Here is a 12,560-nt window from a genome sequence, read left to right on the forward strand (position 1 = left end):
TTCGTTATCCTCAAGTGGTGCTGGCGGTTAAACGGCGTCAGAAAGGCTGCTGAAGGTAAAGTCGCGCACTTTCAGTGCGGGAATCATGGCGGACATGCCCCACATACCCACTCGCTGGGGTACACCCATATCCTCGATATTGTTGAGCATGATTACCGGGCTCTCATTGAAGCGGAAGTTCTTCACCGGGTATTTGATCTTGCCGTTTTCGATATAGAAGGTGCCGTCACGGGTGAGGCCGGTGAGCAGCATGGACTGCGGATCGACCATACGGATATACCAGGTGCGGGATACCAAAATGCCTCGGCGGGTATTTTTGATCAGTTCTTCGGTGGATTTATCGCCGCCGATCATAATCAGGTTGTTGGGCTCAGGGACCACCTCGCCTTTACTTTGCTCCGCCCAGTAGCGGCTGCGGGCCAGGTTTTTCACTACGCCGTCTTTCACCCATTCGGTGCGCCCCAGCTGCATGAAATCACCGTCGGTCCAGGGTTGAGCCGGCACATCGAGACTGGTGGGATCGGAGTAGAAGGTTACGCGCTTGTCGAACATCTTCTCGCCAGTGCGGTTGCCGCCGCCCTTTTTGCTCATAAAGCTGCGGCCTTCGTCGGCACTGCGCGCATCAAAGCCGCTCATCATGTAACCCACCAGGCCGGATACCGCATTGGGCTCCAGAATCACGGTGTACTTGCCTGGCTCCAGGGCGCGGGCTTCCTGGGACAGGACCGCCTTGTCGATGGCGACAGAGGAAGTGCTGCCGGTATTCATTGCACCGAAATCGGTAACATCACTTTCAGCCCATCCGGAACCCAGGCCATTCTCGGTGCGCATGGTTACGGTGAAGTTGGCGGAAGTGGAGGCGTGGTAGCCGAACAGGCCTTTACTGGTGGCGACTGCGGCAAAAGAGCGCTCGTCTTCCAGGTAACCCGCGGCAACCACTTTCTTTTCCTTGGCCGCAATAATGGAATCTGCCGCGGCCTTGGCGCGCTGGTCTGGGGTGATATCTGCGGTGGACTTGGCAAAGCCGTCTACGCTGACATATTTCTGTGGGCCCAGCATCGGCATGGCTTCCGGATTTTCCGGGGATAGCTTGGCCAGCTCTTCAGCTCGACGCATCACTTTTTCCAGGGAGGCATCGCTGAATTCGTTAATGGTGGCTACGCCAGATTTCTTGCCGAAACGGGCCTCTACCGCCAGCTCGATATCGTTGACGATGCCGCTGGTGGAAACACTGTTGCGCGCATAGCGAATGTTGCCGGTTTCGCTGCCGGCCAGCTGCGCGCTGGCTTCATCGGCGCGGCTGTATTTTAAAACCTTATCGAGAATACGCTTCGCTTCACTTCTACTCAGAATTGCCATTGCCTTTTCTCCAATTACTTATTCTTGTGCGCTCTTCAGGAAATCTTGCGCTTGGTATTGATTACATTAATTTTGTCGAAACGGGTGGTGGAACAGCCGTGGGATACGGCACTCACCTGGCTGGGCTGGCCCTTGCCATCGAAGAAGGTGCCGCCCAGGCGATAATCACTGCTGTCGCATATCGCCGAGCAGGAATTCCAGAATTCCTGGGTGTTGGACTGGTAGGCGACGTCCTCAACCTGGCCGACGATCTCACCGTTTTTGATCTCGTAGAACAGCTGTCCGCCGAACTGGAAGTTGTAGCGCTGCTGATCAATGGAGTAGGAGCCGCGTCCGACGATGTAAATGCCTTTTTCCACATCGCGGATCATGTCTTTGGAAGAGTACTTCTTCTCGCCCGGAGCCAGGGAGACATTGGGCATGCGCTGGAACTGCACGCTGGACCAGCTATCGCCATAGCTACAACCGTGGGATTCTTTTTGGTCGATCATATGTACCTGATCGCGCGTGGCCTGGTAGTTCACCAGGATGCCATCTTTCACCAGATCCCAACGCTTGGTTTTAACCCCTTCGTCGTCATAGGCGACGGCACCGAGGGAGCCCGGTTGTACCTTGTCGGCAAACAGGGTGACTTTGTCGCTGCCGTACTGGAATTTGCCGCTGCGCCACTTATCCAGGGTGGCGAAGGACGTTCCCGCATAGTTGGCCTCGTAACCCAGCACGCGGTCCAGCTCCAATGGGTGGCCCACAGATTCATGGATGGTCAGGCATAGGTGCGAGGGTTCCAGTACCAAGTCGTACTTGCCCGGATCGATGGATTTGGCGGAAAGCTTGGCCTTGGCCTGCTCGGCCGCCAGTACTGCATCCTCGGCCATATCGTAGGAGGCTTTGTAGAGCGTGTTCTGTCCCCGAATCTTGTCTTTGTCGTGGCCAGCCAGGTATTCATAGCCTCTACCCACTGGGTCGCTGAGGCCATTGCGCGTTTTGAAAGCCCCGCTTTTCTTATCCACCGCGGTCACCTGCATGGGCGCCCACAGGCGGTGGACATCCTGGTCGATATAGGAGCCATCGCTGGACGCGAAGTATTTCTGCTCATTCACTAAATACAGGGAAGACTGGATATAGCTGGCTCCGGCTTTGAGTGCGCCATTGTTCACTTCCATCAGGAAATCGACTTTCTCACTGATGGGCACTTGCAGGGCATTCTTTTTGATCGGTGTCTGCCAGGAAACTTCGCCTGCGCCTTTCACGGCAGCCAAGCGCACAGGCTCGGTCTGGTATTTAGCATTGGCCTTGGCAACGGCAACCGCCTGGCGTGCGGCGCGGGCGACGCCATCGGCGGTCAGATCGTTGGTGGCGGCGAAACCCCAGGTGCCATTGGCGATCACGCGGATACCGGCGCCGAGGGATTCCGTATTGACGATATTCTCCACGTTGGTTTCACGGGTCATTACGTACTGGTTGAGATAGCGACCGATGCGTACATCGGTGTAACTGGCTCCGGCTTTGCGCGCCGTGTTTAGGGCGACATCGGCCAGGTGTCGTTTGTGCGAGCTGTGCATGCCCTCATTGAGCAGTTGCTCGGCGCTGACCTGAATACCCTGCAGCGGTAACAAAATACCACTGGAGCCGACGCCGGCGATCTTGAGGAATTTTCTTCTTTCCATTGGCTACCTTTATCCCCCCAATAGGGGTTGGGGGTGTGCTTATTGTTATTGTGCCCGATACATAAAGAGGCCCGGCCGGGCGCCTTGTTCAGACAGCAAACCTATACAGGTAACAGGCCATGATTGCCTTTGTAAAGTGTTGGCTCGGTGAAGTGAGGTTTGTTGGGGGCAAATGGTTGCGGGGAGAAGAAGGGGAAGCGCCGCGTTGTTAGATCGTTGCGCGCTGGCGTACTTCAGAAAAAGTCGTTTCTAAAAGCAGCTCACCGTTACGAAACACTGGTCTCAGTAAATTCTTGTGTTGATTTAGATCCTCCAGACGAATGGTCTTGAAGTCACCACTCTCACTTTGAATCAGGGCCAGACGACCGCGCTTGGATTTCTTCTCTGGTCCCGTGCGTGGGTCCTTGTAGATATCCCGCCAGAGACCATTGATGCGAATGGCACTGGCCTTCATGGCAAAGCTCATGAGGTCCCTATCCACTTTTTGCAGCAGTCCGCCTCCCATTCCGAAAGCGATATTCTCAGCGCTCTGTTTATGCTTCTGCATTGCCTGCAGTATTTGGGGAATAGTGATACGAGAAATACTATCTCCCTGGATAACACGAATATAATCCGGCAAAACACGATAGCCTTTGCTATTGGTGTGGGCGCCAAAAATACGCATTAATCGCTCTATACATTCGACAACGATCTGCACAGGATTGCCGGAGTCTGGGCGGATAATCAAGGTCCCGCCACTGTTTTGAATCGTGTTTTTTAATTGGCCGCCCCAAATGTTCTCCACCGCATGCCATAAATCATAGCTATCACTGACCACTGCAACGGTTTTATTTTCCCCAGAGAAACGCTGCAGAATATTTTGATAGGCCAATGCCTCCCCATCACGGCCCCAGGCGGTGATGGTGCTGTGTTCCGCAGCCGGAATAGAAAATCCTGGCATATCGGCATGGTAAAAATTTCTCGCACCTAATATTCCGGACAGCGTATCGGTTCCTTGAAAATTCACCAGATGAGCCATGCCACCCAACATGGCACTTTCCAAGCTACTGGCTCCACGAGCGCCAAAATCGTGCAGTTGAAAGGGTAAGGTATTTTGGCTGTCGGCCGTTTGCTGTAAAAAATGCGCAATAATTTTTTTAATTTCTCGGCTCTGTGTAGCGACAGTACACGGGTACCAGAGAGCGCGCACTAATGCAGTCTCCAGATAACTGGTCAACCAGAAACAGGATGGGCAGGTATTAACGATTTGCGCCGTGATATTGTGTAAAGGAATGACCGAGCCTTCCTCGATAGCGGAAATCTCTAAAGGCAGGAACCCTCGGTGTTGTTGAACAATATGCTCCCAGCCTGCGCGATAAAAGGGTAAACCGTGGACTTTGAGTAGCTTTTCTGCCTCCTCGATATTGGCTGTTGTGATAGGGCTTTGTAGGTACTGCTTTATAAAAGCCTGCAAACCAAAAAATACGGTCTCAGAGAATTCCCCGCCGCGGCACTCGATATAGCTGCTAATAAATTCCGCGCCTGGTGGATATTGCTGGTAGTGGCTGGCTTTATAGCTATCGACGTTGAGAATCAGGTTTTCTATCGACATTAAGTTCGTCAATTGGCGATGGGATTGTTGAGCTTGTCACCAAAAGCCTGTTCTGGTGGGCGGTATATAAAAGTATTTTTGGCGGAAATTTATCCCTGTAAGCGTGTGTAATTTAAAACGTCTGGCGGAACTAAAAACAGTTTTTTACAAAAATACCCTGAATTATAGATAGCACAGTTACTAGCAGAATATTTTTCTACACCGGCTGGTTCTGCCGTACTAATAAGCCATGCGAGTTTTTATTGACCCCACGCATAGTCGTGTGTACTTTTGTATACATGGCAAGCAAGGGATCATTATGCTCAATAAAACACAATCCATTTCGGCGCGCCTATCGGCGGAAGATTATGCGTATTTAATGTCGATCGATCGCAATGGGGCGATCACCCAAAGTGAGAAAGTACGCGAAATTATTGCAATGGCGAGAGAGTCAGTTGGCGGGGACAGCCTTTCTCGCAGCTATCTCTCCTCAGCAGAGGCCATGTTGCCGTTAAAGGCCCGTTATTTAGAAGAAAACCAGCGAAGCTTATTGATAGAAGCGGTAATGGAGTTGCTCACAGAAAGTGCCGCCATTATTCAAAATGGGGCTGGCAATGAGCCAATGGCGCCGGAATTGGAAAAAGACTTGTTGCCGAGCGTCGAGGCTTTCCTGGAAAAAATGTTGCTGCTGTCTCAACAGAGCAGTCCACGTAGCATTCATCGTGATTCAGCCGTGAAAATTCGTGAACGCTTAGAAAGTGAAACTGCGGAATAAACATTCGCGCAATTAAGTTTTAGGGATAAACAAGCGGAACCACTGCTGCTGGCATAAAAGTGGCAATTCAGCGGATTGTTGTGAAAGAAATGAATTGGGTTTGTCGGATCGTGAGGGATTTGGTCTGGCTTTGGTGGAAATTGAAACAGTAAAAGGAAAGAAAATTATGAGAGAAGGATTAATTAAGCGCATCTCACGACTGATTTCGGCATCTGCCAATGCGGTGGTGGACTCGGTAGAAAGTGCAACGCCACAACTGGTCATGGAGCAGGCTATTCGCGAAATAGACGATGCTACTGCCGATGTGCGCGAACAGCTTGGTAAGGTGGAGGCGGCCAAATACCTCAATAGCAAGGCGCTCAATGAGGAAAATAATCGTCACAGTGCTCTCACTGAGCAAATTGATATCGCGGTAAAAGAAGGCCGGGATGACCTGGCTGAAGCGGCCATTGCCAAACAGATGGATATCGAAGCGCAGTTGCCGGTACTGGAAAAGGCTATTGCCGAGAGCGATACGGAAATGCAGGAACTCAATGCTTATATCAGCGCACTGCAGGGCAAAAAGCGGGAAATGCGTGAGCAGCTCAAAGAGTTTATCAAGGCTAGCGAGCATGTCGCCAATGGTGTGAGTGACTCTGGCCGCGGCACTAGCCGTAAAACAGAGACACAGGTGGAGCAGGCAAGCGACGCCTTTGACCGGGTATTGGAGCGAGCAGGTGTTCACACCTCAAAATCCAGTGTTGACGCAAGCAAGCTGGCTGAACTCGAGGAGTTGGCGCGCAACAATCGTATTAAAGAGCGACTGGCCAAACTCAAGTCGGAGGCCTGATGGCTTTTCTCTTACAAGACCAGAATCTGATCTTCACCGGTGCGCTGGTATTGATGTTAATGATCGCGGTGCTCGAAGGCGTGATGACATTAATCGGTGTCGGTATTTCGGATCTGCTCGATAACTTGCTGCAAGATATTGATATCGATGGCCCGGATGGTGGTGCATCAGGTGGATTGACTAAAGTTTTGGGCTGGCTGCGCTTCGGCGAGGTGCCAGCACTGATCCTTTTAGTGGCATTCTTGGTCGGCTTCGGCGTTACCGGTTTGCTGATCCAGATGTTTGTTGAGTCTACTTTGGGTCTGTTATTACCTGGCGGCTTATTGGCGCTGGTAGTTTTTTTCCTGGCGCTGCCACAGGTGCGCTTTGTCGGAAATTTACTGCGGCGTTTTGCTGTTGGTGATGAAACGCAAGCGGTGGGAAGAAATTCCTTTATCGGCCGGGTGGCGATAATTACCATCGGTAAAGCCGAGGCTGGATCGCCCGCAGAAGCGCGTTTTAAAGATGAATATGGCACTACCCATTATGTGATGGTGGAGCCGGATGAGAGTGAAATTTTTAACCAGGGGGAGAAGGTGTTACTGGTAGAGGAGTTGGGTGTGCATTTCCGCGTGACTCGTCCCACCAGCCAACATCTGATGGAAAATAATTAAATGGAGAATCTAGCAGTGATAGGAAACCTACCCGTAGTCGTATTTATCGCCGGTGCAGTACTGGTCGGCCTGATTGTAATAGGTACTATTTTTGCGCGGCTTTATACCCGTGCCTCTAAAGAGCGTTCTTTTGTGCGTACCGGTATGGGTGGGCAAAAAGTCATTATGAATGGCGGCGCGCTGGTGTTACCGGTATTACATGAAATTATCCCGGTGAATATGAATACCCTGCGCCTTGCGGTTTCCCGTAAAGAGCATCAGGCACTAATTACCAAGGATCGCATGCGTGTGGATGTACTCGCTGAGTTCTATCTGCGCGTGAAACCCGATGCCGAAGCGATTGCCAATGCCGCACAGACTTTGGGTTTGCGCACCCTGGACCCCGAAGCTTTAAAGGAAATGATTGAGGGTAAATTTGTCGACGCGCTACGCTCTGTAGCTGCCGAAATGGAAATGGCAGAGTTGCATGAGCAACGCAGCCAGTTTGTACAAAAAGTGCAGCAGGTAGTCTCTGAGGATCTGCTTAAAAACGGATTGGAACTGGAGTCAGTCTCACTGACCGGTCTGGATCAGACCCATAAAGAGTTCTTTAATCAGGACAATGTGTTCGATGCCGAAGGCCTTGCCAGCATGACTCGCTCCATCGAAGCGCGTCGTAAGGAAGTGAACGACGTCGAACAGGAAACCATGGTACAGATCGAGAAGAAAAACCTTGAAGCCGAGCGCCAGAAGCTGGAAATCGATAAGGAAAAACGCTACGCACATTTGGAGCAACAACGCGAGTTGGAAAATCGCGAAGCCGCGCAAAAAGCTGATATTGCTCGTGAACTGGCTGCACAAGAGCGAGCCGCGCGTCAGGCGGAAATTGAAGCCCAGCGTGAAGTGAGCCAATCTCAAATTGCCGCAGAGCAGGCGACTAAACTGCTGGAGATTGAAAAGGAGCGTCGCTTAAAAGAGCAGGAAATTGAACGTGAGCGAATGCTCGATGAGCAGCGTATCTCCAAAGAAAAGTCGGTAGAGATTGCCGAGCAGGAACGTGCAATTGCCGTCGCAGAAAAATCTAAAGAGCAGTCTCAGGCAGACCAACAGGCTAATGTTGCCTTGGCGGAAGCGGTAAAAGCGGAAGAGCAGGTGCGTACCGCGAAGGACGTGGAAATTGCTGAGCGTGACAAGCGCATCGAGATTATCGAAGCCCAGAAAGTGGCTGAGCGTCAGGCTACCGGCATTAAGGTAATGGCCGAAGCGGAGAAATCAGCTGCAGAAGATAAGGCCGAAGCGCTACGCCTGCAGGCTTCTGCAGAAGCAGAAGCAATTCGCATCAAGGTCGAAGCAGATCGCGAAAAATACGCGGTGGATGCCGAAGGTCAACGCTTGATGAACGAGGCATATAATAGCCTCAACGAAGCTCAGATTGCATTGAAGAAAGTGCTGAGTCTGCACGAGAATCTGCCCAATATTATCCGTGAGAGTGTTAAGCCTCTTGAGAGTATCGAAGGTATGAAGATTATCTCTGTCGAAGGTTTAAATGGCGTAGATGGTCGTGCGTCCAGTGGAATTCTGGATGGAGAATCAGAAGCTAAAGGCCAAAGCCTACCAGAAGCTTTAGTCGGCAGTGCTCTGAAGCACCGTGCTATGGCACCCTTAGTGGATTCCCTGCTAAAAGAGGCGGGGGTTGGTAACTTGAGCAAACCCGTTGAGACAGAAGTTTAGTGCGGTTTCGGACAAGGTAAAGAAGCATTATTAGAGCTTTATTTCCTAGTTTCTCAACTGATAAAAAAATCAATCTCTCAACCCAGGCCTTTAAAATAGGCCTGGGTTATTTATTTAAAGGGAAGGCAAATTATGAAACGCTGCACAAGTTGTAAAAATGGTGTGCTTAAGGCAGGTTTTTTGGAAGAGTTATTTCGTGCACATACCTGCTCCAACTGTGGGGGAAACTGGATTCTGGTTGAGGACTATCTGACTTGGAAAAGAAAAAATGCCGATTACCAGTTTTCAGATAACCTAGATGTCCTGAATGAAGAGGTGGCTGGAGATACCAAGAAAGCTATTTTATGCCCGGTATCTGGCGTAATTATGCAGAAATTCAAAATTACTGCAGGCAATGAGCACCGTTTGGATTATAGTCCAGCCGTTGGTGGTATTTGGCTGGATAAGGGCGAATGGGAGCTGCTTAAGGCTGAAGGGCTTGCGGATTCCTTGAACTTTTTGGTTACCAATGAATGGCAAAAGAAACTAAGAGACAGTAATGCTAGAGAGACTTTCTCTGAAGTTTATCGGAAACGCTTTGGAGAGGAGACCTATGGAAAGGTAAAGGAGTTTCGTGAGTGGCTACAAAACCAAGAGAACAAGGCTGATATTACAGCCTATTTAGTTGCAGAAGATCCTTATTCTGCTGAGCGCTAATTGCTAATTCTTAAATTTTTTGCTCTGAGAGGAATCATGACACATTTCTATTTCTCTCAGAGACATAACAATGGCTATTCAAGAGCCTCGTAAGCTGACTTTTTTCTGTATCCTCGAAGACTATTTTAAAGTACTTTTGCCCGATGTAGGGATGTCAGAATTAATTTCTGATTTTATCTCTATATTTATTTCACACTATCTTTATAGTGGTCGGTAATCTTCTTGGGTTAGAAGTTATTTTTCAACTAAATCTTGATAAGTGTAGCTGTCACACAAATCATCCATGTCTTAATTCTCCTTCCTAATTTTTACGAAGCCAAAATTCATTGCATAAAATTGCCAGATTGTTCTCAATTTTTCTCGATATGATTTATGAGGTGCCTATGAAGGGTGAGATCTTAATGATAATCTCATTGTGTTCGCTAATTTAGTAGGTGGCGATAACTAATTGAGATATAAAAACAATCGGGTTAGGAATATGACTATCAAAAAATTATTATTAGTAATTTCGTTAATTGTTTCTTCTTTCACTGCTCTCCCTGCATTTTCAGCAGATCTGGTGTGTAACCTTAATGTGAAAGCTGGAGGAAGTGTATTTGGTAATGGTACTAACCGCTGTGGTGGCCTCGATTTCAGTTTTGGAAACTCAACCTCGGGAAGCTGGGAAATTACTAATATTACCAAGTCTATCGATCGTATTAACTGGGTTAAAGGTTGCAGCTCAGGATTATACTGTTCTGTGACAGTAAGGGCATATTCAGCTAACCAAGCTGAAGTTTATATACATTATGTTGATGGAAGTATCGAATACTTGGAAGGCTCTATGTTTTACGAAACTGGACATTAAGGTGGTAATTAAATAAGTAATTTGGCGCCGATTGTTCTATCGGCGCTTCTATTTATCAGTGGACATCGGCTTGATCAGATAATACTCGCGTCGATTTTCTCACTTTAAATACGTGGCGAACCCTCTCATCATCGGCTTTTATTAAAGCCATGGAATACAAGGACTATTACAAGATTCTCGGTCTGGAGCGGAACGCTGATCAGGCGGAGATAAAACGTGCCTATCGAAAGTTGGCGCGTAAATACCACCCCGATGTGAGTAATGAAAAGGATGCGGAGGAACGCTTTAAAGAGGTGAATGAGGCCTACGAAGTGCTCAAGGACCCGGAGAAGCGCGCAGCTTATGACCAGTTGGGAAGTGGCTTTCAGTCTGGTCAGGACTTCCGCCCACCACCTAATTGGGATCAGGGTTTTGAGTTCCATGGCGGTGGTTATACCGATGCCGATAGTGAGGCTTTCAGCGATTTCTTTGAGAGCTTGTTTGGGCGGGGTGGATTTAGTCAGAGTTATGGCGGCAGGCAGCGGCGCCAGTACAGCGCTCAGGGGGAAAACACCTACGCGCGAATCGCCATAGACCTGGAAGATAGTTATCGCGGCAGTAGCCGGCAGATTACCCTCAAGCACACCGTGTTGGGTGCAGATGGGCGCCCCCAGCTGGAGGAACGCACTCTAAACGTCAAGATTCCCAAAGGGATTACCGAAGGCCAACAAATCCGCCTGGCCGGGCAGGGGGAAGCGGGCATTGGTGGGGGTAAGGCCGGCGATCTCTATCTGGAAATTACATTCAATCCCCACCGCCTTTACCATACCGAGGGCACAACGGTTTACCTGGAGCTACCCCTGGCTCCCTGGGAGATAGCTCTGGGTGCGAAGGTACAGGTCCCCACACCGAGCGGCTCCCTAAAAGTTACTATCCCCGCCAATAGTGAAAACGGTAAGAAACTGCGCCTCAAGGGTCGGGGGATACCCGCCAAGCAGCCTGGAGACATGTATATTGTGCTGCAGACGGTTACACCTACTGCGACTACTGATGCCCAGCGCGACGCCTATCGCCAGTTCAGTGAGGCATTTGATTTCAACCCGCGCCAATCCATGGGGAGCTGATTATGAAGATCAGAAGGACCGAGCAGGTGACCGGTGTGCTCCTGGATGAAGAGAGTGAACTGAGTCTGAGCGAGTTGTGCCGCGCCTGTGAGCTTCCGGCGGAACACATCTTAGCGCTGGTGGAGGAGGGCATTATCGAACCCCGCTCTCGTAAACCCCGTTGGCGCTTTAGTGGTATTTGCGTGCGCAGGGTTCGCCGTGTCTATACGCTGGAGCGGGATCTGGGGGTCAACCTAGCCGGTGCGGCGTTGGCGCTGGAGTTACTCGAAGAGATAGAGCGGTTACAGGCACAGCTGGCGCGATTAGAGCAGCGGCGTAAACCTTAATTTTCTTGGCTGCCGGCACGTAAGAAAGGGCCAATGATCTCGATTTTTTCAACCCAAATAGCGCCGCTGTAACCTTGGGGTAGATGATTTAGCTCCTCGGGGCTGTGCACACCGGCTAATCCACTCTGGCCCTTTTGATGATCTACTGCCATTACCAGGCTGCCGGCCTGCCTCATTCGCACAGCAAAGCGATTGGGCCAACCCCAAAGGGCCCACTGCCAAGTATTGGGAGCGATCACAATGCTGTTATGACAGGATTTGGGAATATAGCCACTCCACCCAACCAGCAAATACCCCAGTACACAACTTTTTGCGCTGTTCTTACTAAAGGCCAAAGCTTTGGGCCTTAACTCCCGTATTCTTGCGATGGGGCGGGTGCCGCCGTAGACCATTAAGCGGGAATTAGAGAGTAGCTGGTGTTGGCGTAAATAGTTATTCAGTCGGTCTGCTTCATTGGGATCATTACTTTTTATATTGATCAGAAATTGTCGATTGGGGAAGTGTTGAAAAACTTCTTTCAATGTGGGTATCAATCCTATGCCCTGGCCTCGAAAGGGAAAGGTTGTACCGCCATCGAAGGTGTAGCCATAGCCAACATCGAGCTTCTTTAGGTCGGTGATGGCATGCTCCCGAGTGACGCCACTTCCGTTTGTGCGGCAATCCAAAGTCCAGTCATGAAAGACGGCAAACTCACCATCGGTTGTGGGATGGATATCGAGTTCGACAATATCCGCGCCATGCGCAAATGCTGCCTCCATGGAGGGAATGGTGTTTTCCAGATAGCGGTGTTCTGGATTGAATATGCGAATAGCCGTGCAATCGTCACGCCCTAGATTATCGCGATTATAGGTTTGGTAGACACCACGATGGGAGATAAGAATGGGCTCCCCCTGGGGCGTTGGCGCCAGCCAGGAAGCATTTAATAGGTAAATAGCTCCAAAACCAAATAAAGAACCCAACATGCCAACTTTGGCAAAAATGCCCGGCTTCATAAAAGCATCTCCGCCATTATTTCCCTTGAGCTG

12 protein-coding genes are annotated in these 12,560 nt (G+C 50.1%); 8 read left to right on the top strand and 4 right to left on the bottom strand.

The genetic code is table 11. The features are described 5' to 3' along the window. Positions 1-27 precede the first annotated feature (27 nt). The 3 genes from ACJJID_RS17900 to ACJJID_RS17910 form a co-directional block, all read right to left on the bottom strand. A complete protein-coding gene (locus ACJJID_RS17900; RefSeq protein ID WP_444920634.1) occupies positions 28-1,359 on the bottom strand; it encodes a TldD/PmbA family protein in 1,332 nt (443 codons plus the stop codon). 35 nt (positions 1,360-1,394) lie between these two features. Then, positions 1,395-3,026, bottom strand: coding sequence for a TldD/PmbA family protein (locus ACJJID_RS17905; protein WP_444920635.1), 1,632 nt, complete (start codon positions 3,024-3,026; stop codon positions 1,395-1,397). Between the two features lie 208 nt (positions 3,027-3,234). Continuing rightward, complete coding sequence (locus ACJJID_RS17910; RefSeq protein ID WP_444920636.1) at positions 3,235-4,617, bottom strand: nicotinate phosphoribosyltransferase; 1,383 nt, start codon at positions 4,615-4,617, stop codon at positions 3,235-3,237. A 298-nt stretch (positions 4,618-4,915) separates the two neighbouring features. Between ACJJID_RS17910 and ACJJID_RS17915 the strand changes: the two genes are divergently transcribed. From ACJJID_RS17915 to ACJJID_RS17950, 8 genes are all read left to right on the top strand, one after another. Then, the gene (locus tag ACJJID_RS17915; RefSeq protein WP_226643685.1) at positions 4,916-5,371 is read left to right on the top strand and encodes a hypothetical protein; all 456 of its coding nucleotides are present in this window, start codon (positions 4,916-4,918) and stop codon (positions 5,369-5,371) included. Between the two features lie 166 nt (positions 5,372-5,537). Further along, the gene (locus ACJJID_RS17920; RefSeq protein WP_444920637.1) at positions 5,538-6,200 is read left to right on the top strand and encodes a PspA/IM30 family protein; all 663 of its coding nucleotides are present in this window, start codon (positions 5,538-5,540) and stop codon (positions 6,198-6,200) included. Then, positions 6,200-6,853, top strand: coding sequence for a YqiJ family protein (locus tag ACJJID_RS17925; protein WP_444920638.1), 654 nt, complete (start codon positions 6,200-6,202; stop codon positions 6,851-6,853). The genes ACJJID_RS17920 and ACJJID_RS17925 overlap by 1 nt, the downstream gene beginning before the upstream one ends. After that, entirely contained in the window at positions 6,854-8,563 is a 1,710-nt protein-coding gene (locus ACJJID_RS17930) for a flotillin family protein (RefSeq protein ID WP_444920639.1), read from the top strand. It abuts the gene before it with no gap. A gap of 132 nt (positions 8,564-8,695) precedes the next feature. After that, positions 8,696-9,259 carry a TFIIB-type zinc ribbon-containing protein gene (locus ACJJID_RS17935; RefSeq protein ID WP_444920640.1) on the top strand — a complete coding sequence of 188 codons (564 nt, stop codon included), beginning with the start codon at positions 8,696-8,698 and terminating at the stop codon, positions 9,257-9,259. A gap of 478 nt (positions 9,260-9,737) precedes the next feature. Further along, entirely contained in the window at positions 9,738-10,106 is a 369-nt protein-coding gene (locus ACJJID_RS17940) for a hypothetical protein (RefSeq protein WP_444920641.1), read from the top strand. Between the two features lie 149 nt (positions 10,107-10,255). Continuing rightward, positions 10,256-11,209: a DnaJ C-terminal domain-containing protein gene (locus tag ACJJID_RS17945; RefSeq protein ID WP_444920642.1), complete on the top strand. Its 954-nt coding sequence runs from the start codon at positions 10,256-10,258 to the stop codon at positions 11,207-11,209. 2 nt (positions 11,210-11,211) lie between these two features. Continuing rightward, on the top strand, positions 11,212-11,535 hold the full coding sequence (locus ACJJID_RS17950) for a chaperone modulator CbpM (protein WP_444920643.1): 324 nt from the start codon (positions 11,212-11,214) through the stop codon (positions 11,533-11,535). Here ACJJID_RS17950 and ACJJID_RS17955 read toward each other — a convergent pair. Continuing rightward, positions 11,532-12,527 (bottom strand): glycerophosphodiester phosphodiesterase family protein, encoded by a 996-nt coding sequence (locus ACJJID_RS17955; RefSeq protein WP_444920644.1) that lies wholly within the window; start codon positions 12,525-12,527, stop codon positions 11,532-11,534. The two genes, ACJJID_RS17950 and ACJJID_RS17955, sit on opposite strands and share 4 nt — an antisense overlap. Positions 12,528-12,560 lie beyond the last annotated feature (33 nt).

Source organism: Microbulbifer sp. CnH-101-G (genome assembly GCF_052466775.1).